This window comes from Bradyrhizobium sp. RDM12, assembly GCF_051917485.1.
Taxonomy (GTDB): Bacteria; Pseudomonadota; Alphaproteobacteria; order Rhizobiales; family Xanthobacteraceae; genus Bradyrhizobium.
Genome location: NZ_CM133064.1, coordinates 1,698,862 through 1,725,672 on the forward strand (window position 1 = coordinate 1,698,862; position 26,811 = coordinate 1,725,672).

Sequence of the window (26,811 nt, forward strand, 5' to 3'; positions counted from 1 at the left end):
AAAAACGCGGGAACTGGCGCCAAACCGGGGTGAAAGTCAGAACTATTCTTAATGAAATTCTCGCGAGCGAGATGGAAATTAAGTGCTGCTATTGCGCCCAAAAGGGAAAAGAAATTGTCCTCTGCTCGCTCCGGACAGCAGATCCGTTAATGATGCGGCCATTTCCGCCGCAAATGCCGCTTTGACCGGCATCAATTGCATCCGGAACGAGGTTGATTATTGGTCTCAATGGCGTAGATCACACACGCGAAATCCTCCGCCATGGCAATGGTGTCGGCCCCGTTTTCAGGGGCCGGGCAACGCTTTTGCCCTTAAGCCGCAATTATTCGGAACATCGAAAATCATGAGCGCGTTTTACCGAGAGAAGGTTCTTTCCGTCCAGCACTGGACCGACACGCTGTTCAGCTTCCGCGCCACGCGCGACACCGGCTTCCGCTTCCAGAACGGCCAGTTCGCGATGATCGGCCTCGAGGTCGATGGCCGTCCGCTGCTGCGTGCCTACAGCATGGCCAGCGCCAATCACGAGGAAGAGCTCGAGTTCTTCTCGATCAAGGTGCAGGACGGACCGCTGACCTCGCGCCTCCAGAAGATCAAGGAAGGCGACACCATCCTGGTCGGCCGCAAGGCGACCGGCACGTTGATCACCGACAACCTCATCCCCGGCAAGCGGCTGATGCTGTTCTCGACCGGCACCGGCCTCGCGCCCTTCGCCAGCCTGATCAAGGACCCCGAGGTTTATGACCAGTTCGAGAGCATCGTGCTGGTGCACGGCTGCCGCCAGGTCTCCGAGCTCGCCTATGGCGAGAAGCTGGTCGCGAATTTGCGCGAGGACGAGCTGTTCGGCGAACTGCTCGCGGACAAGCTGATCTACTATCCGACCGTGACCCGCGAGCCGTTCCGCAACCGCGGCCGCATCACCGACCTCATCAGCTCCGGGCAGATCTTCAACGACATCGGCCAGGGCCCGCTCGACATCGCAACCGACCGCGTCATGATGTGCGGCAGCCCGGCAATGCTCGAAGAGCTGAAGCTGATGTTCGAGGGCCGCGACTTCGTCGAGGGTTCCGGCAACAAGCCTGGCCATTTCGTGATCGAGAAGGCGTTCGTCGAGCGTTAAGCGCCGGTCGGCTGCCTTAGCCGCCCCGGTTCTGCAATCATCTTGCCCGGGACGACGGCTCGCCTGGTGGAACCCTAGTGGCTCCACTGGCGGCGCTGCGCGCGCCTGCCGTGCCCGAATCCACCCGCGTCTATTGCACTGCAAAAAGACCAGCCGTCGCGCTGATTGATTTGCCTTGGCCGAATTCGCTAGCCAGAAACAACCGCCACGTCATATCCGTATGACAGGCGCGGGCGTATCGTGCCGCCTCATGGCAAGAGGATCGGATCGTGACCGACGACAACAAAACACAGGGGTCCCCCAAACGCCTGCCGCTGGCGGAAGAGGGGATCATGGAAACCCTGCTGCTTCCATTCTCGCCGCGCTTCATCATCCTGACGATCTGCGCGGTCGTCACCGCATTGCTGATCGGCATCGGCATCGCGGACCGCAAGATCTTCGGCATCCTGCTGATCCCGATCGTGATCTTCGGCGCCCTGACGGCGCTCGGTGTTCGTGATCTCATGCAGAAGGGCCATGCGGTTCTGCGCAATTACCCGATCTCGGCGCATATCCGCTTCCTGCTCGAAGAGATCAGGCCGGAGATGCGGCAGTATTTCTTCGAGAGCGAGAAGGACGGCATGCCGTTCTCGCGCGACATCCGCGCAGTGGTCTATCAGCGCGCCAAGATGCAGCTCGACAAGCGTCCGTTCGGCACTCAGGAGGATGTCTATCGCGAGGGCTATGAGTGGATGCATCACTCGGTGTCGCCGAAGGCGCATGCCGAGGAGAAGTTTCGCGTCACCATCGGCGGGCCAGATTGCCCAAAGCCCTATTCGGCCTCGGTGTTCAACATCTCGGCGATGAGCTTTGGCGCGCTCAGTCCGAACGCGGTGCGCGCGCTCAATGCCGGCGCCAAGAAGGGCGGCTTCGCCCATGATACCGGCGAGGGCGGCTTCAGTCCCTATCACGCCGAGATGGGTGGCGACATCATCTGGGAGATCGGCTCCGGCTATTTCGGCTGCCGTCATCTCGACGGCAGCTTCGATCCCGAGGCGTTCGCGCGGGTTGCGAGCCATGACCAGATCAAGATGGTCGAGCTCAAGATCAGCCAGGGCGCCAAGCCAGGCCATGGCGGCGTGCTGCCGGCAGCGAAGGTCTCGGAGGAGATCTCGAAAATCCGCGGCGTCTCGATGGGTGAGGACTGCATCTCGCCGGCCTCGCATCGCGCCTTCTCCACGCCTGTTGGCATGATGCAGTTCATTGCCGAGATGCGAAAACTCTCCGGCGGAAAGCCGGCCGGCTTCAAGCTCTGCATCGGCCACCCCTGGGAGTTTCTGGCGATCTGCAAGGCGATGCTGGAGACCGGCATCTATCCTGATTTCGTCGTCGTCGACGGTAACGAGGGCGGCACTGGTGCCGCGCCGCTGGAGTTCATGGACCATTTGGGCATGCCGATGCGCGAGGGCGTCAATTTCGTCCATAATGCGCTGATCGGGATCAATGCCCGCGACCGCATCAAGATCGGCGCGTCCGGCAAGATCGCCACCGCCTTCGATATGGCGCGCGCAATGGCGATCGGCGCCGACTGGTGCAATTCGGCGCGCGGCTTCATGTTCTCGCTCGGCTGCATCCAGTCGCTGAGCTGCCACACCGACCGCTGCCCGACCGGCGTCGCGACCCAGGACCCGACGCGTGCGCGCGCGCTCTACGTGCCGCTCAAGATCGACCGCGTGCACAATTATCACCACGCCACGTTGCACTCGCTGGCCGAGCTGATCGCCGCGGCGGGTCTGGAGCATCCCCAGGAGCTACGCCCGGTCCATTTCAGCCAGCGGACCTCGACGACCCATGTGCAGACCTTCGCACAGCTCTATCCGGCGCTGCGCCTGGGCGAGCTGCTCGAAGGGACGGAAGACCCGCGGTTCGGCGAGGCCTGGCGGATGGCGCGCGCGGATACGTTTCAGCCGGCGCTGTGAGGCTCCGCTCCACCGCATGATACCGCCGCAGCCTGCCGCGGCGTAAATTCATCGCGAGTCCGTTGCATCTTAACCTCTGTGTCAGCTTCGGGTGTAAATTGGCTCAATGGACGAGGAACGACGCAACAAGACCAGGCATCGTGTATTGAAGGCCGGGACCATCGAGTTCGGCGGCGGCGCGATCGACTGCACCGTCCGCAATTTCTCCGCTACCGGCGCAGCCCTCGACGTCACCAGCCCGGTCGGTATCCCGGACCAGTTCACCCTGTCCATCAAGGCCGACGGAGCGCATCTCGCCTCCGTGGTGGTGTGGCGCAAGGAAAAGCGGATCGGGGTAAGGTTCGGGTGAGGGTGGCGCACTCGCGCTCACCCCGTCTCGACTTCGCCCAGCCGGCTCGCCAGAATTTTGTCGATCCTCCTGCCATCGAGATCGACCACCTCGATGTGCCAGCCGGCAAAGTCGAAGGCGTCGCCGACATTGGGCAACACCGTGAATTGCTGCAGCACGAGACCGGCCACCGTGTTGTAGCGGTGATGCGGCGGCAGCTCGATGCTCAGCAGTTCGCCGAATTCGTCGACCGGCATCCAGCCTGAGACGAGCAGTGAGCCATCCGCGCGCTCGACGTAAGCCGGCTCCGGCGGCCCTTCCTCGGAATGGAAGGCGCCGACGATCGACTCCAGAATATCGGCTGCCGTTACCACGCCCTCGAACGCGCCGTACTCGTCATAGACGAAACCGACATGAACCGGCGCAGCTCTGAGAATTGCCAGCACATCGCGGGCATCGGCTGAGGCGGGAATGCTTGGCGCTTCGCGGATCAGCGCTCGCAGATCCGGCGTGCGCTCGTTCATGTAAGCGACCAGCAGGTCCTTCGCCTGGAGCACGCCGATCGGCTTGTCGCGATCGCCGTCGGAGACTGGAAAGCGCGAGTGCGGGCTCTTCGCGATCAGCGTCTGGATCGCTTGCTGATTATCGCCCAGATCGATCTCGTCGACCTCCGTGCGTGGTGTCATCACGGCGCCGACCGGGCGGTCGCCGAGCCGCATGACGCCGGCAATCATCTCCTTCTCGCCGGGCTCGAGCACGCCCGCGCTCTCGGCCTCGCTCACAAGATGATGGATCTCGTCCTCCGATACTTTCTCCTCGGCTTTGCCGCCGCGGCCAAGCAGCGTGAGGATCAGCTTGCCGGAGAGATCGAGCAGAAACACGAGCGGCAGCGAGACCCGCGCCAGCACGTGCATCGCGGGCGCGACCTTCACCGCGATGCTTTCGGGGTCGCGCAGCGCCACCTGCTTCGGCACCAGCTCGCCGACGATCAGGGTCGCATAGGTGATGATGGTGACGACGATGCCGACGCCGACGATATCGGCAATGCCCGGGGACAGGCCGAGCTCGACCAGCCATTGCGTCAGCCGCTGCCCGAGCGTCGCGCCGGAGAACGCGCCCGAGAGCACGCCGACCAGGGTGATGCCGATCTGCACCGTGGAGAGGAACTTCCCGGGATCGGCGGCCAGTGTCAGCGCGCGCTCGGCGCCGCGCACGCCTTTGGCGGCCAGCAGCGACAGCCGCGCCGGGCGCGATGAGACCACGGCAAGCTCCGACATGGACAGCAGGCCGTTGATGACGATCAGGATGACGACGAAGATGAGTTCGACAGACAACATTGTGTGCAAGCGAAGGGGAAAATCAGCCTGGCGGACGCCGGACCGAGCCCTCATATAGGAGCGCGACGCGCGTTTTGCCTGGTTCCGACCAACTTGTCGCACCGGCGGGACATCTGTTCCCGCAGCCTCAGAACTCGGCGTGCAGGCGGCCCGAGAAGATCGACACGGGCCCGCGGTCTGCGTTGTAGGCGGGATTGACCACGAGCTGATAGTCGGCGGTCAACGTCACGCCCTTGATCACCGAATAGGCGTAGTAGGCCTCGAGGATGCGTTCGGTGCGATAGTTGAGCTGGCCGTCGCCGATTAGGAGGCCGGTGCCGCCGGCGGCAAGAAAATCGCGATGTGGGGCCGAGAGGCCGTTGATGGCACCGCCGATGCCGACGGTGTCATCCGGCCGTCCCCAGTGGCTGCCCTTGATCGACAAGCCGCCCGACAGGCTACGGTCGATGTCGGTGAAGGACAGGATCTGGTTCTGGCCGTCGTTCCAGCTTGCGCGCGCGAACAATCCGACGTCCTTGACGATCTGCTGCTCGAGATTGACGTAGAAGCCGTATTTGGGCCGGGTTCGCTGATCGGCGAGCGCGATGTCGTTGATGTCGAGCGCGGGATTCGCCGCGGCCAAGTCCACCACCTCGCGATAATTGGCGGTGTTGCCGCTGTTGGCGAAGACGCCGACGCGCAATTTGCCGGGTTGCTCGAAGATCGAATGACGCTCCTCAAACTCGACGACGGTGCCGCCGGTCTTGAAGGTCAGCACATCACTGTTCGGCGCGGATGGCACCTGGAACAGGCCGGCGCGGATTGCCCAATCCTTGCGGTTGAGCTCGACCATGGCGCCGCGGGTGTAGCCGGGCAGATCGGCGGGGAAGTCATAGGCGGCCGACGCCCACATCGCCCAGTTCATAAAATCGGCGCGCGGATCTTTTGCATAGGAGTTGCCGTCGAAGAAATCGCCGACGGCGAAGCGGCCGACGATCAGCGTGACGCGATCGACATCGCGCTTGCCCGCGAGCTGGTTCGGCGCGTCGTCGACGTTTTCCTGTGCGCCGCCAAGACCAAACGTCTGCTTGACATAGTAGCGCTGCGCCCGGATTTTCGGGAATGGCGCGCCGGCCTTCTGCGCTTCGCCATTGGAGAAGCCGGCAAGCCCGAGCGTGCCGTTCAGACCAAATCCCTGCGCCAGCTCGGGGTTGAAATAGAGCTCGCCGCCGTCCCAGAGCCGCGCTCCCAGGAATGCGGTCGTCGTCCAAGTCGCCTGGAACTGGCCGCTGCCGGGAAGGCTGAACGGGCTCGCATAGGGCGAGTGGATCGGTCCATAGCCTTGCGGCAGCACGGTGGTCTGGGCGTGGACGTTCCAGTCGTCGGATTCAGGCAGCTTGGTCTTGCCGCCGACGACCGGCATCCACGGCGTGTCGCCGAACTGGTAGTTCAGGCCGAGCTTGAACAGGTGAATGCGTGGATCGACGTTGACGCTGCCGAGGCCAAAGCCAGTGAGATCGTAAGTCTTGCGAGAGAGGTTGACATAGTCGTATTCGGCCTTCGCGGTCCAATTGTCGCTGACGGCGTATTCGAGACCGAGGCCCGCTGTCCATCCGGTCTGGTAGTGGCCGACCGGAAATAATCCGGTGACGCCGTCGCCGTCATTGACGTTGATATGCGCGTGTCCCCACGCGATGCCACCGGTGACGTAAGGCATGAACCGATCGAAGGCATAACCGATGCGGCCGCGCACGGTGCCGACATAATCAATCGTGGTGTGGAATGGCGCCGGCGAACGTGCGAGTGCCGGACCGTCAGACGGACTCGTGAAGGTCGAATCCGCCTCAATGCCGAGCACGATGCGGTTGGAAAGCTGCCGGTTGTAGCCGAGCTGGTAGCCGCCCGTGAGCCCGGTCGCACTGTGCGGCAGGATGACGCCCTGCTCAGGCATGGGATTGGTGCCGGGTCCGAAACTCGCGTCGCCATAGCCGAAGTGGCCGCCGACATAGAAGCCGGTCCACTCGTAGATTGTTTTCGCGGCGCGCGCCTTCAGCGGGAGGTCGGCGGCAAAGCTCGCGTCCGGCAGCGCCAGCACGCCTGAGGCGAGCGCCGCGGCCGTCCGCAAATGCCTGTAACGGTGACCTTGCAACGTCAAAACTACGCCCCCAGCCGCGACCCTGCCCCAACCGCGCCCGACATCCCTGCCGATTCGCGGTGCTCCTGTCATCAGGGTCTTGGCTGTTCGCGCGATCGGACGAGACGAGCTCGTTTCGATGCGTTTCACCCCAAGGTCACGCCAAGTCCCTGCGCTCGCTGCAAACTTTATTGCTAATAATTCGCAATAGCAACTAGTGCGTGATGTCGCAGACGCTGGTTCGCACCCTTATGTGACGGGGCTGCAACAAATTTCCGGTCGCCAAAAACGGATGACCCCGCCCGGGGGGACAGCCGGGCGGGTGGATGAGGCGCCCGTGTCGGACGCGGGATCCACGTAAGATCGCCCTCAGATATCTGGATCAGTAGCAAGTCCGAATGTTGCCGACGAACTGGCCGTAAGCGTTGTACTGGGCGACCCAGCCGCAGCGGTGATAGCCGTAGGGTTGGCTGCTGGCGACGACCGCCGTGCCGATGATGGTGGCGGTAGCGATGTCCGCGCCGACACCCCAGCCCCAACCGAGCGGCTTGGCCTGAGCAGTCGACGTGGTGGACGCGACACCGGCGGTGACGGTGAGGGCGGCGAGAGCGACGGCAGCAATCCTGGTCTTGATCGACATGAGAAACTCCATGCGGGGCTGAGGCGGTCCGTTGTGGCCCGCGTGCCCAATTGGACGGAGGCTTGCCGAAACTGGTTCGAAGGCGCCTCGGATGGCCTGGAAATGCAGCTCTTTCCAGAATAATTTCAGCTAGATGCGAGCTAACCGAGGGGGCCTTTGGCGAGCCTGTTCACGTCGAAGTTATCGACCTCGGCCAGCAGCTCGCAAAAAGCACGCGCGCCTTCGTCGATGAGCTGCTCGCCCTTCTCGATCACGGCCAATGTCGCATTGCCGACGGCGCCGCCGGGGTTGAGATCCTGCGCCTGCCAGGCAAAGGGCGCGGGCCGTTGCGTCGAGAGCCAGCGATATTGTTTCTCCATCGCGATGCTGCTCGCGGGAAAATCCGCGATCGCATCCACGCGCACCTGATCGGCATAGCGCGCCAGCATGATCGAGGTCTCGACCGCGCCGCCGTGAATGCCGTGACGAACTTCATCAGCCGGGAACAGCTTTTCTGCAGCCGACAGGCGCGACCACGACGTCGTCACCACGAGCAGTTTTTGATGTGCACGCAGATCCTGCGCCACCAGCATCATCGCTGCGCTGTTGCCGCCATGGCTGGTGATGATGACGAGCTTCTTCACGCCGCGTCGCGCGATGTCCTCGCCGATCGTGGTCCAGCGCTTCAGCGCCACCTCCGTCGGCAGCGTTCGCGTGCCCGGATAGTCGATATGCTCGGTGGAAATGCCGATCGGTTCAACCGGCAGGAAGGTCGCCGGAATGGCCGCGGGCAGCATCTCCTGCACGCGTGCAAGATAGGCGTCCGCGATCAGCACGTCGGTATCGAGCGGCAGATGCGGGCCGTGCTGCTCGGTCGCCGCCAGCGGCAGCACCGCGATCCAGCGCGACACGTCCGCAGGGTTCGCATCGGCCCAGCGGATCTCGGTCCAGTTGCGCGGAGGCGCCATCAAGGTTTCTTTGCCCGAATTTGTCACGTAGTTTGGTGCTATGCAGGGGATGCGGGCCTGGCCGGTTCGCGTCCCCGAATGTCTTGCTTTATCGCGTTGGTCTGGCATCGGCCAGACACGATCGACGGAGTCCCATTATGAGCCCTTCCCATCTGCGGCGAGCGTTAACGGCAGGCTTGCTGGCCACGGTCCTGCCGATCCTGCCGGCGCGCGCGGAAACCCTGGACAAGGTCACCTTCGGCACCAACTGGGTGGCCGAGGCCGAGCACGGCGGCTTCTTCCAGGCGGTCGCCGACGGCACCTACAAGAAATATGGGCTCGACGTCACCATTGTTCCGGGCGGGCCCAACGAGAACAACCGGATGCTGCTGATCGCCGGCAAGATCGATTTCTTCATGGCCGCGAACACGCTGATGTCGTTCGACGCGGTCGCCAACAACGTCCCCGTGGTCACCATCGCCGCGGTCTTCCAGAAGGACCCGCAGGTGATGCTGACGCAGCCGGATGCGAAGGTCACCAAGATCGAGGACCTCAAGCCGCTGACGCTGTTCGTCTCCAAGGAGGGCATGACCAGCTACTTCCAGTGGCTGAAGTCCGAATACGGCTTCAGCGAGAAGAACGTCCGGCCCTATAATTTCAATCCGCAGCCCTTCATCGCCAACCCCAAGAGCGCGATGCAGGGCTACGTCACCTCCGAGCCTTTCGCCGTCGAGAAGGCCGCCGGTTTCAAGCCCAACGTCATCCTGCTCGCCGATGCCGGCTTCAACACCTATTCGACGCTGATCGAGACGCGTCGCGACCTGGTCGAGAAGAAGGCGGACCTGGTGCAGCGCTTCGTCGACGCCTCCATGATCGGCTGGTACAATTACATCTACGGCGACAATTCCGCCGGCAACGCCATGATCAAGAAGCTCAATCCGGAAATGAGCGACGAGCTGCTTGCCTATTCCGTCGCCAAGATGAAGGAATACGGCATCGTCGATTCCGGCGACAGCCTGAAGAACGGCATCGGCGCGATGAGCGACGATCGCTACACCTCCTTCTTCAACAAGATGGTGAAGGCCGGCGTCGTGAAGGGCGATCTCGATTTCCGCAAGTCCTACACCCTGCGCTTCGTCAACAAGGGCGTCGGCGTCGAGCTGCGCCCTGCCAAGCCGTAGCGCATGTCGAGATTTGGCCAAGGTGCATCGGCGTCCTTCACCTCTCCCCGATGGGGAGAGGTGGGCAGCAGCGCTCGATGGTAGAGAGCAAAACTCCGCACACGGTCGAGGCCAGCCTGACGGCGCTCGCCGTCAGCCTGCGCGGCGTGACGAAGGCCTATGACAACGGCGTCATGGCGCTCGGTCCCTTCGACCTCGCGGTGCGCAAGGGCGAGTTCATCTCGCTGCTCGGGCCTTCCGGCTGCGGCAAGTCGACGGCGCTGAGGCTGATTGCGGGGCTCAGCGCAGCGTCATCGGCACGGTGCGGATGTCGCGTCATGGAGGTCCGGCGCAAATCGGCCATGGCATCGGCTTCGTGTTCCAGGAGCCGACCCTGATGCCCTGGACCAGTGTGCGCGAAACGTGCGGCTGCCGTTGAAGCTCGGCGGCGTCCCGAAGGCCGAAGGGCGGGCGCGGGCCGATGCGGCGCTGGCGAGCGTCGGGCTCGCCGATTTCGCCGACGCCTTTCCACGCGAATTGTCCGGCGGCATGAAGATGCGGGTGTCGCTCGCGCGCGCGCTCGTCACCGATCCCGACATTCTCCTGATGGATGAGCCGTTCGCGGCGCTCGACGAGATCACGCGCTTCCGCCTCAACAACGATCTGCTCGCGCTGTGGCGCAGCCTTGGCAAGACCGTCATCTTCGTCACCCATTCGGTGTTCAGATCCGTCTATCTGTCCCAGCGCGTCGTGGTCATGACGGCACGTCCCGGTCGCATCCAGGCCGACATCCGCGTCGAAACCGTCGAGCCGCGCGGTGAGGAGTTTCGCACCTCGGCGGCGTATTCGGATTATTGCCGCAAAGTATCGGCCGCGCTGGCGCCCTCCTACTCGGAACAGTCGGTGCTATGAACGCGCAAGCGCCCCTCGTCGCAAGGCCGTCCGGCGCGCAGACCGCGGTGCGCTTCGTGCTGCCCATCATCGTGTTCGCGGCCGGCCTTGCCGCCTGGGAGCTCGTGGTTCGCATCCGGGAGATCCCACCTTATGTGCTGCCGGCGCCATCGGTCATCTTCCTGACGCTGATCAAGGACTGGGCGGTGCTGTCGCAATCGCTCGCCACCACGCTGCTGACGACGCTGGAAGGTTTTGTCGCCGCGAGCATCGGCGGCATCGCCTTGGCGCTGCTGTTCAACCAGTCGAAATGGCTGGAATACTCGCTGTTCCCCTATGCCGTCGTGCTGCAGGTGACGCCGGTGATCGCGATCGCACCGCTGCTCCTGATCTATCTGGAGCAGCAGACCGCGGTCGTCGTCTGCGCTTTTATCGTCGCCTTTTTCCCGGTGTTGTCGAACACCACGCTCGGGCTGAACTCGGTCGACCGCAACCTCGCCGGCCTGTTCCAGCTCTATGGCGCCTCGCCGCCGCAAACCCTGCGCTTCCTGAAGCTGCCCGCGGCGCTGCCCTACATTTTGGGCGGCCTGCGCATCGCCGGCGGCCTGTCGCTGATCGGCGCGGTCGTGGCCGAGATCGCGGCGGGAACGGCGGGCGCCGGCTCCGGCCTCGCCTACAGAATTGCCGAATCCGGCTATCGATTGAACATACCCCGCATGTTCGCAGCGCTGCTTTTGTTGTCGCTGGCCGGGATTGTCATCTATGGGGTGCTGGCGCTAGTTTCCCACCTCGTTTTACGGCGCTGGCATGAGAGCGCGCTTGGAAAGGAAAGCTGATGTCCACCGGTTCGATTTCGTCCGACAAGATCGACCTTCTGATCTATGGGCCGGTGCGGCCGATCCTCGAGAACGGGTTTTCCGATCACTTCGTCGTGCACAAGGCCGAGACGCGAGGCGACCTCGAGCGGCTGACCCCGGCGATCCGCGACAAGATCCGCGGCGTCGCGGTGACCTATCACACCGTCCGTGCCGACAAGGATTCGCTGTCGCAATTGCCGGGGATCGAGATGGTGGCGAGCTTCGGCGTCGGCTACGACCACATCGACGCCAGATACGCCGCCGAGCACAACATCATCGTCACCAACACGCCTGACGTGCTGACCGAGGAGGTCGCCGACGTCGCGATGGGCCTGCTGATCTCCACCGTGCGCGAGTTCATCAAGGCCGACCGCTACGTCCGCTCGGGCCTGTGGCAGACCCAAAACTATCCGCTCAGCGTCGGCTCGCTGCGGGACCGCCAGGTCGGCATCGTCGGCATGGGCCGGATCGGCCAGGCGATCGCGCGTCGGCTCGATGCCTCGCTGGTGCCGGTGGTCTATCACTCGCGCAATCCGTCCAAGGACGTCTCCTACAAGCACTACCCCGACCTGATCGAGATGGCGAAGGCGGTCGACACGTTGATAGTGATCGTGCCGGGCGGCGCCTCGACCGACAAGATAATCAATGCCGAGGTGCTCAAGGCGCTCGGCCCGCGCGGCGTGCTGGTCAACGTCGCGCGCGGCTCCGTCGTCGACGAGCAGGCTTTGGTCCAGGCGCTGAAGTCCGGCACCATCCTCGCTGCCGGCCTCGACGTGTTCGCGGCCGAGCCCAACGTGCCGGAGGAGCTCAAGACCATGCAGAACGTCGTGCTGCTGCCGCATATCGGCTCGGCGTCGGTGGTCACGCGCAACGCCATGGACCAGCTCGTGGTCGACAACCTCAAGTCCTGGTTCGCCGGCAAGCCCCCGCTGACGCCGGTTGCGGAAACGCCGTTCAAGGGGCGCTGATGAGAGTTCTTCGGGTCGTTGCTTTGCTGATCGCGGCCTGCGTCGCCGCGAGCAGCGCTGCGCGTGCGCAGGATGCGACGACCCTGAAGAAAGAGATGCCCGGACAATGGGAGCTCTCGACCACCGAACGCAGCAAGACCTGCGTCATCACGATGAAGGGCGACGCCGCGGCGCAAGGTTTCAAGCTCGAGCTCGAGCCGGCCTGCAAGACTGCGCTGCCTTTCACCAAGGACATCGTCGCCTGGAGCGTCAAGGGGCTCGACATCTTGCGCTTGCAGGATGCGACCGGTGAATCCGTGATCGACTTCACCGAGGTCGAGGCCGGCATCTTCGAAGGCCTGCGGCAGGGCGAGGGCGTCTACATCCTGCAGGACCTCGCCGCCGCCCGCTCGATGGCGAAGTCGATGGACCAGATGATCGGCGACTGGGCCATGGTGCGCGGCAACGGCCAGCCGCTCTGCGGATTGACGCTGACCAACACGGAAGCCGATCAGGACAATTTCCAGGTTTTCCTCAAGCCGAAATGCGATGCGGCGATCGCCCAGTTCAATCCGACCCAGTGGCGGCTCGAGCGCGGCCAGATCATCCTGAAGTCGAAAACGGGCGACGTCTGGCAGTTCGAGGCCGACGACAACGCGCAATGGCGGCGGGTTCCCGATACGGCCGATCCCCTGATCATGCTGCGCCAATAGGCGCGGTTCCGGTTTTCTCCTCGCAATTTTTCCTGCGCCCATGTCGATCCGGCTCCGGCTGGATCGTCATCCCAATAGCGAGCTGATCGCGCGGCCGAACCGGCCGCGTCTCGCCTCAACAGGAGTTTTGCATGCGCTTCATGTACATCGTCACTTCCAGCCGGCCGATGACCGGCCCGACCCCGGCGCTGATGGAGGCCATGCAGAAGATTTCCGAACGGGAAATCAGGGCCGGCCGGATGATCGACAATGGCGGCCTGATGCCGCTTGCGACCGGCGCGCGCGTGCGGATTGTCGACGGCGAGCTCAGCGTCATCGACGGTCCCTTCATCGAGGCCAAGGAAGTGGTCGGCGGCTACGCCATTTTCGAGTTGCGCGACAAGACGGAAGCCCTGGCCATGGCCAAGGAGTTCATGCAGCTGCACCTCGATCACATGCCGGGCTGGGACGGCACCTGCGAGTTGCGGGCCTTCGCCACGCCGGGCGTGGACGGCGCCTGCGAGGTCGACGCCCGGTCCGGGGTAGCTGCGCACGCCTGATGGTCAGCATCGCTCATTCCGGTCGGCGGCGATGACGGCCGCCGACATCGACCAGATCCGTGCCACGATTCACGCCACCTGGCGCGTCGTGCAGCCGCGGCTGCTCGCGACGCTGTCGCGGATGCTGCGCGACGTGCCGCTCGCGGAAGAGCTGACCCAGGACGCGCTGGTTGCGGCCCTCGAAGCCTGGCCTGTCATCGGCGTGCCCGACAATCCCGGCGCCTGGCTCATGACCACTGCGAGGCGCCGCGCCCTCGATGTCCTGCGCCGCGGCAGAATGCTTGCGGACAAGCACGACATGCTGGCGCGTGACATGTTGCAGGAGCAGGAGATCGTGCCGGATTTCGATGCTGCGCTCGACGATGATATCGGCGATGAATTGCTGCGGCTGGTCTTCACCGCCTGTCATCCGATCCTGTCGCGCGAGGCACGCGCGGCGCTGGCGCTGCGCATGATCTGCGGCTTGACCACGTCCGAGATCGCGCGCGCCTATCTCGTGCCGGAAGCAACCATCTCCCAGCGCATCGTCCGCGCCAAGCGAACGTTGTCGGGATCCGGCCTTGCCTACGAGACGCCGGGCGGCGAGGCTCTGTCGGAGCGTCTCGCCTCGGTGCTGGAGGTCGTCTATCTCATCTTCAACGAAGGCTACCTCGCGGCGCGCGGCGAGGAATGGCTGCGGCCGCAGCTCTGCGACGAGGCGCTGCGCATGGGCCGCGTGCTCGCCGGCCTCGCCTCGGACGAGCCCGAGGTCCACGGCCTCGCCGCTCTGATGGATTTGAATGCCGCGCGAGCCCGTGCTCGCATCGACGCGAATGGTGACCCCATCCTGCTGATGGACCAGGATCGCACGCTCTGGGATCGCTCGCAGATCCGTCGCGGCCTGCGCGCACTCGAACGTGCCCGCGAGCTCGGCGGCACGGGAAGGTTTTACGCGCTTCAGGCCGCGATTGCGGCGTGTCATGCCACGGCGGGAACGGCTGCGGACACGGACTGGCGGCGCATCGCGCAGCTTTACGCCGAGCTGGCGCGGCTGGTGCGCTCACCGGTCATCGAGCTCAATCGCGCGGTCGCGGTCGGCATGGCCGATGGACCGCAGGCCGGACTTGACGTGCTTGACGAGATCGCCGGCGCGCCGGCGCTGTCGGCCTATCATCACCTGCCGGCGGTTCGTGGTGATTTCCTGCAAAAGCTCGGACGGCTTGCGGAGGCGCGGCACGCGTTCGAGGCCGCCGCGCATCTTGCGACCAATGGGCGTGAGCGCGCGTTGATGGAGCGCCGCGCCGCGGCGCTCCACGCCCAAGATATCTAGAGATATCTGGATATCTAAACTGGAACGGCTTTAAGCTGAATCAGCCGGCCGCGGGCTCGTTCACCTCTCCCGCTTGCGGGGAGAGGCCGGAATTTGGGAGAGCAAATCCCGGGTGAGGGGGGACTCTCGGCGAGTCCGTCCTTCACCGTCTTTGCGGAGGCGCCCTCACCATGTAAGAACGGGGCGCGGAAGAGGAGAGAGCCCTTACGATCCTCCGCCCGCGGTGCCCGAGTTCACTGGCGCCAGCTCGTCTTCACGGCAACGCCAGCCGTCGGCGGCTTTCACGAAGGCAAACGTCCGCTGGATCCGCAGGCGGCGCGTGACGTTGAAGGCTGCTGCGGAGCGCTCCTTGTTGGTGGCTCCCGATTGCGGACGGCCGGTGCTGGTGTCCCAGCAGGTGCCGGTGCAGGTGGTGGCGACCTTGCTGCAGGCGGTGAAGGGCGCCAGCACGACCATCTCGATCTCACCGGTGACCTGCGCTTCCTGACCGGTCACCTGGCTGTCGAGCGCGTAGACGCGGTTGATGCGGAGGAAGTTGCCGCACGAATTGGCGGCGTGGATGCGCGCGGCGCAGAAATCGACGGCATCGGTGTCGGGCTCCCTGGCCGCGACCTGCCGGCCGAACACCTTCTTCGGATCGCCCCTGGCGGCCGCGATCTCGTCGGTCCTGCGCTTCAGGTAATCGGCGAGGCAATCTTCCGCAGAGCCAAGCTCCTGAGGTGGCACGTTCTCCTTGCCGACCAGATTGCACTTGCGATCGCGCTCTCGCGTCCAGCGACCGTATTCCGCGAAGGCAAAGCGCGCCGCGGTCGGGTCCAGCTTGCCGATCAGGCCGAGCACCTGGCCGTTGAGCTCGGTCTCGGTGAGTGCCAACGACGGGTCTGCGCAGATCAGCGCGCCGGCCGCGGTGTTGGCCGCGAGACAGTCGAAATCCGGATCTCGCACGATCGCGGCGCGTTCCTCCGTCACCTTGAGAAGGCAGGCCTTCACCCGGTCGAAATCGTCGGCGCGGATTTCGGTCTGGCCAACGATGCCGCAACCGAGATTGCGCTGGCGGATCCAGATCGCGTTCTCTTCGATTGCAGGCAGGCGATCGGGCAGGCGGGCGAGCCGCGCCTCGATGGCGGTGTTGAGCTTCTCGGCGCTGGCGGCAAGCTCCGCATCGCCGCAGAACAATTGATTGCCGGGGTCGCGGATCTGCTGGCAGTTGTTCCTGGCGAACAGCGGCAGCCTGTCGGCAACAGAGCGGTCGGATGCGCCGGATTGCGCGAAGCCTGGTGCTGCCGGCCAAGCCAGCAGCGCAAGCACAGTCAGCACGATCAACCGCATTCCAATTGCCCCCAGCATGGCCATGGCCATGCTACCGTCCCGGATCGTGCGGCGAAATGGGTTTGTGGCGGGCAGTTATAGCAAGATCAGCGCGCGTCGGCCTCGGCCGACACCATCGACACCCGCTGGCTCTCGCCCCGCACGGGTTCGCCGACATATTTCAGCACGGCGGATTGGTAGAGCACGTAGAGCGGCTGGTAGTTGCGCGCGTCGTCATCCTCGACCATGGCCATACGCCGGTTGTCCAGCATCAGCCAGTGGCCGTCGAGCTTTGCCGAGGCAACCGCATGGCCTTCGCCATTGCGGGTATCGCGCACCACGATGAGGCGGAGGTCCTCGGCGGCGACTCCGGCAAGCCGCAACGCGGCCAGCTTGGCGATGGCGTAATCCTCGCAATCGCCGGCGCCACGCTGGAAGGTCTCGAGCGGCGAGCTCCAGATGTCTTCGGCACCGTCGTTTTCAGCGCGAATGGCAATGTTGATGGCACGGTTGGTCTCGCCGAGCAGCCCGCGGCCGTCGCGGGCGCGGGCCTCGTCGACGATGGCGAGCAGCTTCAGCGCCGCCGGCGAGGCGCAATTGTCGCGATCGCCGTCGCACAGCGCGAGTTGCACCATATCGTCGTCGAGCTTCTCTTTCAGCGCGAACCATTTCTGGCGCAGGCCACCGGTGGAAATGGCGAAGGCGAACACGCCGAACGGCTCGGCCGATTTGCGCACGAGAACGCCTGCGCCAGGCGACAGCAATGTGCCGGCACGAAGGTCGGCGGCCGATCCGAACAGGATCAATCCGCACAGGACAAGGATAGTGCGCCAGGCGCGCGAGCGAGCAGCGGTCTCCATCTGACATCCCCTTATCCGGCTTCGCCAGGTGCCCCTCGACCTCGACGTGCCGGGCTTGTTGCTTTCGCGGAGATAGTGCGAGACGGGCCGTTCTGTTCTGCTTAACGCGCTTGGGCCGGGCGCCAAAACCATGGGGCAGGCTGAACCGAGCCTGGCCAACTTGCGTCAAACTTTATGATTCGCCGGCTGAGGAGTCTCGCTGCCGCGAAATCGATTAAATTGCAGGCGGAAGTTGCGAGTGCGCCGATTCTGCCCCTATGGCTAACGGCCCGCTATTTCACGGGGTCTGTTAGCTGGATCACAGATTTAACTCTGCATTTACCGCAGGATGCTGCGCGGCACCACGAAGAAAAGATGGCGCAGGTATTTGCTGCCAGATCTGCGCGGCTGATTACTTTTGACGACTGGAAATGTGCGCAATAAGCCGGATTCAACGTCAAAATATTCAAAGAAATACTTGGTCTTATCTATGGATGTCGCCCCAGACATAGTCGTCGGTTGCCAAGTGATGCGAAATCACACAAGCAATAGATGGTTTCGCTAAGGACTTGGTAATGCTATGCAAGCTTAGGCGATCCATACTTACATAGATTTTAACCCTTTTTACGGTGCCCGGTTGAATTACGCTGGCAAGTTTGACGCCGCGCTCTCCTTGGATGGCCAGGGTTCCCGTTCGCCCGCCTCCGATCACGTCGATTCCTTTACCGCCAAGGGGCATGGCCACGTGCCCCAGGGCGCGTTTGTCGTTCCCGATGCCAACCTGATCTTCAACGGTGACTTCAAGCGCGAAGGTGTCGACCTCGTGCTGTCTCATGATGGTCATGAGTTCGTCGTTCACGATTATTTCAAAGGCGACAAGCGCGCGGCGATCGCCTCGCCCGACGGCGCCCATCTCACCGGCGACATCGTCAACGCGCTCACGGGTTACGTCCAGTATGCGCAGGCCGCGCCCGGTGCCGCCGCGGCGCAGGTCATCGGCCACGTCACCAAACTGACCGGCAGCGCGACCGCGATCCGCAACGGCGTCTCGGTCATCCTGAACAACGGCGACAACGTCGAGAAGGGCGACGTGGTCTCGACCGGCTCGGATTCGACGCTTGGTGTTACCTTCATCGACGGCACCGTGTTCGGCCTGTCCTCCAACGCGCGGATGGTGCTGAACGAGATGGTCTACGACCCCAACGGGTCGAACAATTCCTCGCTGCTCAGCCTGGTCGCGGGCACCATCACCTTCGTCGCCGGCGAGACCGCCAAGCACGGCGACATGAAGATCGATACGCCGGTCGCCACCATGGGCATCCGTGGCACGGCGGTGCTGACCGAGATCAGTTTCGTCGTTCCCTCGGGTGGCGGCGATCCGCAGCCGCAGGCGAATTTCCAGGTGCTGGTCGAGCCGAACGGCACCACCGGCTCCTATATCCTGTTCGACAAGCTGACGCTGCTGCCGATCGCGACGGTCAATCAGGCCGGCCAGATGATCCAGATCAGCGGCGGCAACGTCTCGGTCACCAGTGCGCTGCTGTCGCCGGACGTGCAGAAGCTGATCACGGACGTGTTCACGCTGAAGTTCACGGACAACAATACCAACACCAAGCTGACCACGAACTTTACCGACACGATCACGCAGAGCGGCAATCTCGTCTTTGCCAAGACCGATACCGGTGCCACAGCGACCGCGACCTTCACCAACACCGTCAACAATGGTAGCGGCCCTGGGCAAGGCGGGCCGGACAAGGGGAGCGACCGCATTCCCGGCAAGCCATTGGTGGCGAGCCTCGATCAAGCCGGTAATCCGAAGACGGCGTTCTCCCTCGCCGAGCGAGCCGGCCACACGGACGATACCGCGGATCTGGATTCGGTCAGCGGCTTCTTTACCTTCCTCGATCTCAATCTCGGCGATCGGCCGACGGGCCAGATCACATTCACGTCCTTCACCTACCAGAATGCCGGCCAGCAGGATGTCACCGCTGGATTGTCGGACCTTCAAAAGGCCGATATCGCGGCGACCGAGATCGTCATCACGGCCGTTCCGGATTCCGGCAACGCCAATAGCGGCTCGGTGCATTGGACTTACAGCATTCCAGACCACGCCTTCGATTTTCTTGCAGCCGGCGAAACGTTGACGCTGACCTACACGATTCGTGTGGACAACAACTTCACCGTCAACAATGAATTCGCTACCCAAACCTTCACCATTACCGTCACCGGCACCAACGACCAGCCGGTGATCACATCGAGCGTCCCGACCATCACATTTGCCGGCGGCACCAGCGTCCCGGGCGGCCCGCTGACCACCAAGGTGCCGACGTCGGGCACACTGACCTTCACCGATGTCGACCTCACCGACACGCACACCGTGTCGGTATCCAAATTCAGGGCGGTCCTGCCCGGCGGCGCCGTGCCCCAGAGCATCTTCAACTTCTTTGCCAATGATCTCTCGGTCTCGATCGCGTCCGGTCATGACAGCACCGGGTCCGGCACGGGAACGATCAATTGGTCGCTCGGAGACGTCCCCGTCTATCTCGCCGACTTCATCCCGAAGGGCCAGGTGCTGACGCTGACCTACACCGTGACGGTCAAGGATTCGCAAGGCGCGACCTCGGACCAGACCGTTACGGTCACGATTACCGGCACCGACGCTCCTGCCGTGGTGTGGATCGCGACCAATGCGCCGGGAGCCCCTTCGGGCGGCTTCTGGAAGGACGGCGCGAACTGGGAAACCGGCAACACGCCGACGATCAACGACGACGTCATCGTCATCACCGATCAACTGCACGGGTTGACGCCGTCCTATCCGGTGACGATCGACGCAGCCGCGTACGCCAATTCGCTGACGATGAACGACTTCGACACCGCTGCCGGCCATAAGGCCCCGGAGGTGATCAACAAGAGCTCGTTGACGATCGCCGACACACTTACGCTCGGCGCCGATTCAAAGCTCACCAATCTGGCGACAGGGATTATCTCGGTCGGCGGCAAGGCCGAGTTTCTGGGGACGAGCGTCCTCACGAATGCCGGGTGGCTGACGCTTGCGGGCGGTGGCGACTTTGCCAAGAGCGCGTCGATCACCAATTCCGGCACGATCGAGCTCGGAGGCACGCTGAAGACACTCGCCGAGATCCACAATGCCGGCGGCACGTTGAACGTCGCTGCCGGCGCGACGCTGATCGTTGATAGTGCGACGATCGATGGCGGCAGGCTCAATATATACGGTGCGCTGGAGCTTGACGGCACCAGCCTGATCGAGAATGGCACCCTGGGCAATTTCGGTGCGGTCAACGTCAAGGGGACGGCGGAGTTCGCCAACGAAATCGTGATCAACAAGGGTACGGTGAAGGTCGACAGCAGCCAGACCCTGACGCTGTCGGGCACCGAGATATCCGGCGGCGCCGTCAGCGGCGGCGGCACGATCGATGTCACCGGCGACAGCACGATCGACGGCAATGCGACCCTGAGCACCAGCTTCGTCACCGTCGAGAGCGGCAAGACACTGACGCTCGACGGTATGACGGTGTCGGGCACCGCGATCACCGCCAATGGAACGGGTGCCGTCAAGGTCGATGCCGGCAAGACTCTATCGTTCAACGGGGCAAGTCTCACCGGCGGCAAGCTCAATCTGTCAGGTACGCTCAGCTCCTCCGGCACCAGCACGATCACGAACACCGCCATCACCAACAGCTATCTGATCGAGGCGATCGGCGGCGTGCTGGCTCTTGTCGCCACGACTTCGGCCGCCATCACCAATGATGGGACGATTCACGCCAATGTCGGCGAGCTCGACATCAATGGCCAGAACGTCGCCAACAACGACACGTTGGCTGCGATCAACGGCGGTACGCTCAAGCTGATTGCGAACAAGGTGACCAACGCGAGCGGAGCCGCCGTTTCGGTCGATGGCACATCGACGCTCGATCTCGCCGGCGCGACCATCGACGGCGGCACGCTGACCATCGCCGGCACGCTGGAATCCACCGGCACGAGCGCCATCTCCGACGCCGACATCACCAACACCGGCACGATATCGGTCACCGGCGGCATGCTGACGATCGATCCGATCGTGCTCCATACGATCACCAACAGCCACCTGATCCAGGCCGATGGCGGCGAGCTCGACATTACCGGCGAACTGATCGTCAATTCCGCGGATATTAAGGCGATCAACGGCGGCATCCTGAAGCTCACGAATCTGACCGTCACCAACGACGGCGGAACGGTTACGGTCGACGGCACGTCGAAGCTCTATCTGTCCGATATTGTCGCGATCAACGGCGGGCAGCTGCGCAATGCCGGCCATCTCTACGGCGTCTCCGGCTCCAACACGATCTCGGCGGCCGTGGCTAACACCGGCACCATCGAGGTACAGGGCGGCACGCTGAATCTCTCCGGCGGCCTCAGCGGCGCTGGTTCGCTGGTCATCGATGACGGCGCGACGCTGGAGCTCGCGGGCGCTACCGCCCAGACCGTCACGTTCGCCGGGGGCACCGATACGCTTCTGCTCGACAAGGTCGCTGGCCAGAGCTTTACGGGAAGCATCGCCGGTCAGTCCTCGACCGGCGGTACATTCACCGTCACGGGCGCGGCCGACATCACCGCGTCGAGCGGTGACGCACTCGACTTCACGGCGAGCGGCGGGACGCTTGCGAAGCCAGCGGACATCGTGCTGACGCCGACTGGCGCGCTCGAGGGTGCAGCCAACGGTGTTGTCGTCACCCAGAACGGCACCGGCAACATCTCGGTGACGGCGACAAGGACATCACGGGCCTTGCCGACAACGGCATCACGCTGCGCGACAGCGCAACCGGCGCCGGCGATCTCACGGTCAAAAATCTCACCGGCAAGGTGACCGGCGCCGGCGCGAATTCGGTCGGCGTCCTCGTCGAGAATCTGAATGCCGCCAATGGCGGCGACATCTCGATCACTCAGCTCGGTGGTGCAGCCGGCGGTGCATTCGGCATCGATGCGACCACCCAGGGCGGCGGCAACATCATCATCGTGGCCGGCGGCAATATCACGGGGAGCTCGATCTACGGCATCCGCGCGCGCAGCTATGGCAGCGGCAGCGAGACCGTCACGACCGAGGCCGGCAGCGTCGTCACCTCCGGCAGTTCCGGGATCATCGCCGTCAACCGGGCGATCTCGCTTGACGCGTCGAATGGTAGCACCATCACCGTCAGCGCCTACGGGACCATCAATTCAGGCAGCAGCCGGAACCAGAGCGGCAATGCACCGGCAGGCATCCAGGCCGGTTACACGGGCGCTACGACCGGCACAAACGCCAATACCGACGTCAACGGCACGGTTATCGTCAACAATCACGCCAATATCACCGCCGCTGCGGGCTCGGGCATCGACGCCTATAATTACGGAAATGGCGACGTCACGGTGAACGATGGCGCCGGCACTACCGTCGTCGGAGCCCAGATGGGTGTCCGAGCCCTGGCGCTGAGCGGCGGGACCGGCAATGTCAGCATTTCGCTCGGCGCCAACGCGTCGGTGACGGGGGCTGCAAGCTATGGTGTCGAGGCCTACAGTATCGACCAGGGCAATATCAGCGTCACGCTGACCGCTGGCGACACCATCACCTCGGGCAGTTCCGGTATCCTTGCGGTCAACGAGGCCATCGGCGTTGCGGGCGTCGTTCACAGCACGATCCATGTCACGGCCCACGGCACCATCCACTCGGGTTCGACTTCGAACGTGAGCGGCTCGACGCCGGGCGGCATCGTCGCCGGCTACAATCCGGACGGCAACGGCACCTTCTCAAGTGCCGTCCACGGCAACGTCATCGTCGACAGCGATGCCACGATCACCGCGGATGCGGGCTACGGCATCGAGGCGTTCACCTGGGGTATTGGCGACGTCACGGTCACGACCGGCGAGGATTCTGTGATCACCGCCGCAGGCATCGCGATCGGCGCTTTCGATCATGGCGGCGGTGATGTGAGCGTCACCAATGAGGGCTCGGCCACAGGTACGGTTGCTCTGAGCGCCGTAGCGACCGGCGCGGGCAACATCACCATCCTCAATGACGGCGAACTCACCGCTACGGGAACGGCTGGCATCGTCGTCACCCAGAACGATGCAAGTGCAACCGGCTCGACACATATCACCAACACCGGCTCGGTCGTGGGAGCGAGCGGTCATTACGCGATCTATGTCCAGGAGAACACGACCGGCGCTGCGGTGATCGACAATTCCGGCACGATCGGCCCCGATGCCGGCAGCGTAACCTCGACAACCTACGCAATCGCCGAGAGCGGTGGCCACGTCACCATCAACAACACCGGCCACATCAACGGCAACATCTCGGTCGCAAGCGCCACGTTCAACAATGAGGTTCACGGCACCTGGACCGTTTCCGGCACCAGCGTGTTCGGCAATGCGTCGTCGATCGTCAACCACGGCGAAATTGATGTCCGCGGGGCTTCGATTTCCGGGGGCGGGCTGAGCATCGAAAATGACAGCCACATCTATAGCTGGGGCACGGCGTCGATCTCGGGCGCCATCACCAATACCGGCACCATCGAGGTCCATGATGGGGATCTGACGCTGTTCGGCTCGCTGTCCGGCGCGGGCTCGGTGACCGTCGATGCAGGCGCGCTCTTGATGCTCGAGGGCGACGTTACGCAAACGGTCACGCTCGCCGGCGACGGCGCCGAAATCCGGATCGATACGCAGGCTTTTGGCGGTTCGATCGCGGAATTGTCCGCAAACGACAAGATCGACCTGTCCACCATCAAATACGGGCTCGGCACCAGCGCCATCTATGTCGCCAACGCCGATCCCGCGACCGGTGGCGTCCTGACCGTGACTGACGCTGACGGCAAGCACATCAGCCTGACCCTGACCGGTGCCGACTACCGCGACGCGACTTTCTCGGGCAGCGATGACGGCACCGGCCATACGCTGATCACGTTCAAAACCACCGACGATGCGCCGGCGTTTACCGCGGCCGAGGCAACGCAAGGTGCAGATGTCGCAGAGCAGCCCAACCTCACGGGCTCCTCGACCCCGGATCAGTCGACGCCGGCGAGCGGCACGATCCATTTCACCGATGTCGACCTGACCGACCGGCCGACGGCGACGATCACGGGCCAGTCCGTCACCTGGCTCGACGGCACGACGCACCTGACGCTGACCGGCCAGGAAGCCGCGCTCGAGCAGGGCTTGACGCTGCAGCAAACCGGCAACAACAATGGTGCCGTCAGCTGGAGCTATTCGATCGCCGACAACGCGCTGGATTTCCTCGGGCAGGGCCAGACCGCGACAGTGATCTCCACCATCACGGTCGAGGACAGTCACCACAAGACCGACACGGCGCAGGTCACCATCACCATCGCGGGCAAGAACGACGCGCCTGCGATCACGACCGGGACGACCGACAGCGCCAGCGCAACCCTGACCGAGACCAATGCAGGGCTCGGCAAGTCCGGCACGCTGACCGTGTCCGATGCCGACGCCACCGATCACGTCACGGTGGCGCTGGATCACGTCTCCGTCTATCTCGACGGGACCTTGCAGACCGACGGCATCGACGGCGTGTCGAACGCTGACCTGTTGAACTATCTGACGGTGCAGCCGGGGGACATCCTCAACGGCACGGCCAACCACGCCCAGTTTTCGTGGGACTTCAATTCCGGCAGCCAGACCTTCGATTTCCTCGCCGCCGGCCATACGCTCTCGCTGCAATACGCCGTCGTGCCCAACGATGGTCATACGGCCGGCACGAGCGACGTCGTCACCATCAGCATCGCCGGCAGCAACGATGCGCCGACGCTCGACAACGCGACGCTTGCTTCGGTCGCCGGCGACGACAGCAATCCGGCCGGCAGCGCCGTCAGCGATCTGTTCGCAGGCAAGTTCCACGACGTCGACGACGGCGCGAGCTTCCACGCCATCGCGGTCACGTCGGACGCTGCCACGGCCAGCGAGGGTGTCTGGCAGTACGAAGTCGCCGGCAGTCCGTGGGTCGATATCGGATCGGTCAGCGATACGAATGCGCTGGTGCTGGGCACCGACACGCTGATCCGCTTCGTGCCGGCCGACGGCTTCACCGGCACGCCGGATGCGTTGGGCGTCCACGCGCTCGACAATACCTACACCGGCGCTATCACCACCACGACATCGACTGCCGCGATTGACATCACGGACGCCGGCATCGGCCATGGCGGTACCACGCCGGTGTCCGATCAGGCGGCATCGATCGGCATCGACGTCACGGTGCCGCCGGACGTGCTGGCAGCGAACGACGATACGATCAGCAATGCCACGGCGCCTTCAGCCGATGCGGGCTGGGTGCTCGACTCCGAGAACGGCCATTATTATCGGCTGGTGACGACTGTCCTTAGCTGGGACGATGCGAAGGTCCAGGCCGAGACGGACGGCGCCTACCTGGCCACGATTACCGGCCAAGGCGAGCAGAACATCGTCGGCAACCTTGCGGCCGGTACTCGCGCCTGGATCGGTGGAGGAAGTACCGACGACACCGACGGCAGCACGGCGCATTTTTACTGGCTCACCGGTCCGGAAGCTGGACAGGAGGTCGGCTACACGCATTGGCGCCTCGACAGCAATGAGCCCAACGGCGGGTCGTGGTCGACCACGCAATATATCCATATCGAAGGCGTCGATGACACCGTCAACGGCGGCTGGAACGATGCGCCAGGGGACGCAGGGGGCCGCTATCTTGTCGAGGAGTGGGGCGGCCAGCAGGGCCAGGTCGCGTTCCGGGAGAATGTCGGGACCACGCTGACCACGGCTCAACTGCTGGATAACGATACCGATTCCGCCGGCAATCCCATCGCGGTGACGTCGGTGGGCGATCTCGCGGGCCATAGCGCCCATGGCGGCACGGTGACGCTCATTGGCAATAGCATCACCTATACGCCGGCGGCCGACTATCTCGGCACCGACAGCTTCGCCTACACGATCTCCGACGGCGTCAAGACCGCCGCGGCGACCGTGTCTGTCACCGTCGACCAATCGCCGCTCATCGACACCACGCATTTCGTCCACACCCACCATGGCGACAACAGCGACACGGTGACCGGTCTGTCCGTCTCCGGACCGTCGACCGAGAGCTATAGCCTGAGTGTTGTGACCGCCGGCGCGCCCGATGGCAGCGGCGTCTCCCCGTGCCACGACGACGGCGCCTCGCTCGACCAGGTCAACGCAGACATTGCCAAGGTGACCTACACGCCCGGAGATACCCCGCCGGCGAACGACATGATCACCTTCACCGTGACCGATAGTCTCGGCATCAAAGACAGCGTCAACTTCATTTTCAACGAAAGTGGCGAGGGTGCGGTGACACTGACCGGCACCGGCGGCAAGGACGTCATTTTCGCGACGACGACAAACGACACGCTGACCGGCGGCGGCGGCAAGGATCAGTTCGTGTTCGCGCCGGGCTCCAGCGGGGGCGACGCCTCGCATACGATTACCGATTTCATCGAGGGCCTGGACAAGATCGACCTGCGCCAGTTCTCCGGCGTCAACTCCATCGGCAATCTCAGCATCGTGCAACAGCAGGGTACCGGCGACACGCTGGTCAGCTGGCATCAGCAGATCACTCAATCCGAAGGCGCGCCGGTCACGGAGAACGAGTCGCTGCTGCTGAAGAGCGTGATCGCGGCAAACCTCAAGGCCAGCGATTTCATCTTCCATATCACCTGATCTTCGCCCGGGCTTGCCTGCGGCTGCCTCGCATCTTGACCCCGGCAAATAATCCATAATCCTCTGCCGCCGGGGAATAGCCAATCGCGCGCCGAGGCTCCATGATCGGCCCCGAGGGCGTGACGCGCGGCAG

The 26,811-nt window shown here is 63.8% G+C and carries 16 protein-coding genes and 3 pseudogenes; 12 read left to right on the forward strand and 7 right to left on the reverse strand.

The features are described from left to right. The first annotated feature begins 343 nt into the window (after positions 1-343). The 3 genes from ACTGJ9_RS08100 to ACTGJ9_RS08110 all read left to right on the forward strand — a co-directional run bounded on the left by ACTGJ9_RS08100 (position 344) and on the right by ACTGJ9_RS08110 (position 3,424). A complete protein-coding gene (locus ACTGJ9_RS08100) occupies positions 344-1,117 on the forward strand; it encodes a ferredoxin--NADP reductase (RefSeq protein ID WP_456676638.1) in 774 nt (257 codons plus the stop codon). A 269-nt stretch (positions 1,118-1,386) separates the two neighbouring features. Further along, on the forward strand, positions 1,387-3,075 hold the full coding sequence (locus ACTGJ9_RS08105) for an FMN-binding glutamate synthase family protein (RefSeq protein ID WP_456676639.1): 1,689 nt from the start codon (positions 1,387-1,389) through the stop codon (positions 3,073-3,075). Positions 3,076-3,181: 106 nt separating this feature from the next. After that, positions 3,182-3,424: a PilZ domain-containing protein gene (locus ACTGJ9_RS08110; RefSeq protein ID WP_456676640.1), complete on the forward strand. Its 243-nt coding sequence runs from the start codon at positions 3,182-3,184 to the stop codon at positions 3,422-3,424. A gap of 17 nt (positions 3,425-3,441) precedes the next feature. On the opposite strand, the gene ACTGJ9_RS08115 is transcribed toward ACTGJ9_RS08110, so the two are convergent. From ACTGJ9_RS08115 to ACTGJ9_RS08130, 4 genes are all read right to left on the reverse strand, one after another. Beyond that, positions 3,442-4,740 (reverse strand): hemolysin family protein, encoded by a 1,299-nt coding sequence (locus ACTGJ9_RS08115; protein WP_456676641.1) that lies wholly within the window; start codon positions 4,738-4,740, stop codon positions 3,442-3,444. 127 nt (positions 4,741-4,867) lie between these two features. Next, a complete protein-coding gene (locus ACTGJ9_RS08120; RefSeq protein WP_456676642.1) occupies positions 4,868-6,874 on the reverse strand; it encodes a carbohydrate porin in 2,007 nt (668 codons plus the stop codon). A gap of 361 nt (positions 6,875-7,235) precedes the next feature. Beyond that, complete coding sequence (locus ACTGJ9_RS08125) at positions 7,236-7,493, reverse strand: hypothetical protein (RefSeq protein ID WP_456676643.1); 258 nt, start codon at positions 7,491-7,493, stop codon at positions 7,236-7,238. Positions 7,494-7,633: 140 nt separating this feature from the next. Further along, a complete protein-coding gene (locus tag ACTGJ9_RS08130) occupies positions 7,634-8,440 on the reverse strand; it encodes a creatininase family protein (RefSeq protein ID WP_456676644.1) in 807 nt (268 codons plus the stop codon). Between the two features lie 137 nt (positions 8,441-8,577). On the opposite strand from ACTGJ9_RS08130, the gene ACTGJ9_RS08135 reads away from it, so the two are divergent. The 7 genes and pseudogenes from ACTGJ9_RS08135 to ACTGJ9_RS08165 all read left to right on the forward strand — a co-directional run bounded on the left by ACTGJ9_RS08135 (position 8,578) and on the right by ACTGJ9_RS08165 (position 14,835). Further along, the gene (locus tag ACTGJ9_RS08135; protein WP_456676645.1) at positions 8,578-9,600 is read left to right on the forward strand and encodes an ABC transporter substrate-binding protein; all 1,023 of its coding nucleotides are present in this window, start codon (positions 8,578-8,580) and stop codon (positions 9,598-9,600) included. A 77-nt stretch (positions 9,601-9,677) separates the two neighbouring features. Continuing rightward, a pseudogene (locus ACTGJ9_RS08140) lies at positions 9,678-10,491 on the forward strand (ABC transporter ATP-binding protein). Next, the gene (locus tag ACTGJ9_RS08145) at positions 10,488-11,306 is read left to right on the forward strand and encodes an ABC transporter permease (RefSeq protein ID WP_456676646.1); all 819 of its coding nucleotides are present in this window, start codon (positions 10,488-10,490) and stop codon (positions 11,304-11,306) included. Before ACTGJ9_RS08140 ends, ACTGJ9_RS08145 begins: the two are co-directional and overlap by 4 nt. Beyond that, on the forward strand, positions 11,306-12,295 hold the full coding sequence (locus tag ACTGJ9_RS08150; protein ID WP_456676647.1) for a 2-hydroxyacid dehydrogenase: 990 nt from the start codon (positions 11,306-11,308) through the stop codon (positions 12,293-12,295). The genes ACTGJ9_RS08145 and ACTGJ9_RS08150 overlap by 1 nt, the downstream gene beginning before the upstream one ends. Then, the gene (locus ACTGJ9_RS08155) at positions 12,295-12,987 is read left to right on the forward strand and encodes an AprI/Inh family metalloprotease inhibitor (protein ID WP_456676648.1); all 693 of its coding nucleotides are present in this window, start codon (positions 12,295-12,297) and stop codon (positions 12,985-12,987) included. Before ACTGJ9_RS08150 ends, ACTGJ9_RS08155 begins: the two co-directional genes overlap by 1 nt. Before the next feature lie 131 nt (positions 12,988-13,118). Then, positions 13,119-13,526, forward strand: a complete 408-nt coding sequence (locus ACTGJ9_RS08160) for a YciI family protein (protein WP_456676649.1) — start codon at positions 13,119-13,121, stop codon at positions 13,524-13,526. 31 nt (positions 13,527-13,557) lie between these two features. Then, complete coding sequence (locus ACTGJ9_RS08165; protein ID WP_456676650.1) at positions 13,558-14,835, forward strand: RNA polymerase sigma factor; 1,278 nt, start codon at positions 13,558-13,560, stop codon at positions 14,833-14,835. A gap of 204 nt (positions 14,836-15,039) precedes the next feature. On the opposite strand, the gene ACTGJ9_RS08170 is transcribed toward ACTGJ9_RS08165, so the two are convergent. From ACTGJ9_RS08170 to ACTGJ9_RS08180, 3 genes are all read right to left on the reverse strand, one after another. Continuing rightward, positions 15,040-16,164 (reverse strand): lysozyme inhibitor LprI family protein, encoded by a 1,125-nt coding sequence (locus ACTGJ9_RS08170; RefSeq protein WP_456678470.1) that lies wholly within the window; start codon positions 16,162-16,164, stop codon positions 15,040-15,042. Between the two features lie 86 nt (positions 16,165-16,250). Beyond that, positions 16,251-17,003 (reverse strand): transglutaminase-like cysteine peptidase, encoded by a 753-nt coding sequence (locus ACTGJ9_RS08175; RefSeq protein WP_456676651.1) that lies wholly within the window; start codon positions 17,001-17,003, stop codon positions 16,251-16,253. Positions 17,004-17,466: 463 nt separating this feature from the next. Next, positions 17,467-17,826 carry a hypothetical protein gene (locus ACTGJ9_RS08180; RefSeq protein ID WP_456678790.1) on the reverse strand — a complete coding sequence of 120 codons (360 nt, stop codon included), beginning with the start codon at positions 17,824-17,826 and terminating at the stop codon, positions 17,467-17,469. Here ACTGJ9_RS08180 and ACTGJ9_RS08185 point away from each other — a divergent pair. Continuing rightward, positions 17,728-25,193, forward strand: a pseudogene (locus tag ACTGJ9_RS08185) (VCBS domain-containing protein); the annotation flags it as partial. The gene ACTGJ9_RS08180 and the pseudogene ACTGJ9_RS08185 sit on opposite strands and share 99 nt — an antisense overlap. Positions 25,194-25,784: 591 nt before the next feature. Next, positions 25,785-26,678, forward strand: a pseudogene (locus tag ACTGJ9_RS08190) (Ig-like domain-containing protein); the annotation flags it as partial. Positions 26,679-26,811 lie beyond the last annotated feature (133 nt).

What these genes read in the sequence shown, in the direction of transcription:
- ACTGJ9_RS08100 (WP_456676638.1), top strand. Translation starts at nt 344, where the DNA reads ATGAGCGCGTTTTACCGAGAGAAGGTTCTTTCCGTCCAGCACTGGACC.
- ACTGJ9_RS08110 (WP_456676640.1), top strand. Translation starts at nt 3,182, where the DNA reads ATGGACGAGGAACGACGCAACAAGACCAGGCATCGTGTATTGAAGGCC.
- ACTGJ9_RS08115 (WP_456676641.1), bottom strand. Translation starts at nt 4,740, where the DNA reads ATGTTGTCTGTCGAACTCATCTTCGTCGTCATCCTGATCGTCATCAAC.
- ACTGJ9_RS08125 (WP_456676643.1), bottom strand. Translation starts at nt 7,493, where the DNA reads ATGTCGATCAAGACCAGGATTGCTGCCGTCGCTCTCGCCGCCCTCACC.
- ACTGJ9_RS08130 (WP_456676644.1), bottom strand. Translation starts at nt 8,440, where the DNA reads ATGGCGCCTCCGCGCAACTGGACCGAGATCCGCTGGGCCGATGCGAAC.
- ACTGJ9_RS08135 (WP_456676645.1), top strand. Translation starts at nt 8,578, where the DNA reads ATGAGCCCTTCCCATCTGCGGCGAGCGTTAACGGCAGGCTTGCTGGCC.
- ACTGJ9_RS08145 (WP_456676646.1), top strand. Translation starts at nt 10,488, where the DNA reads ATGAACGCGCAAGCGCCCCTCGTCGCAAGGCCGTCCGGCGCGCAGACC.
- ACTGJ9_RS08150 (WP_456676647.1), top strand. Translation starts at nt 11,306, where the DNA reads ATGTCCACCGGTTCGATTTCGTCCGACAAGATCGACCTTCTGATCTAT.
- ACTGJ9_RS08155 (WP_456676648.1), top strand. Translation starts at nt 12,295, where the DNA reads ATGAGAGTTCTTCGGGTCGTTGCTTTGCTGATCGCGGCCTGCGTCGCC.
- ACTGJ9_RS08160 (WP_456676649.1), top strand. Translation starts at nt 13,119, where the DNA reads ATGCGCTTCATGTACATCGTCACTTCCAGCCGGCCGATGACCGGCCCG.
- ACTGJ9_RS08165 (WP_456676650.1), top strand. Translation starts at nt 13,558, where the DNA reads ATGACGGCCGCCGACATCGACCAGATCCGTGCCACGATTCACGCCACC.
- ACTGJ9_RS08170 (WP_456678470.1), bottom strand. Translation starts at nt 16,164, where the DNA reads ATGCGGTTGATCGTGCTGACTGTGCTTGCGCTGCTGGCTTGGCCGGCA.
- ACTGJ9_RS08175 (WP_456676651.1), bottom strand. Translation starts at nt 17,003, where the DNA reads ATGGAGACCGCTGCTCGCTCGCGCGCCTGGCGCACTATCCTTGTCCTG.
- ACTGJ9_RS08180 (WP_456678790.1), bottom strand. Translation starts at nt 17,826, where the DNA reads ATGACCATCATGAGACAGCACGAGGTCGACACCTTCGCGCTTGAAGTC.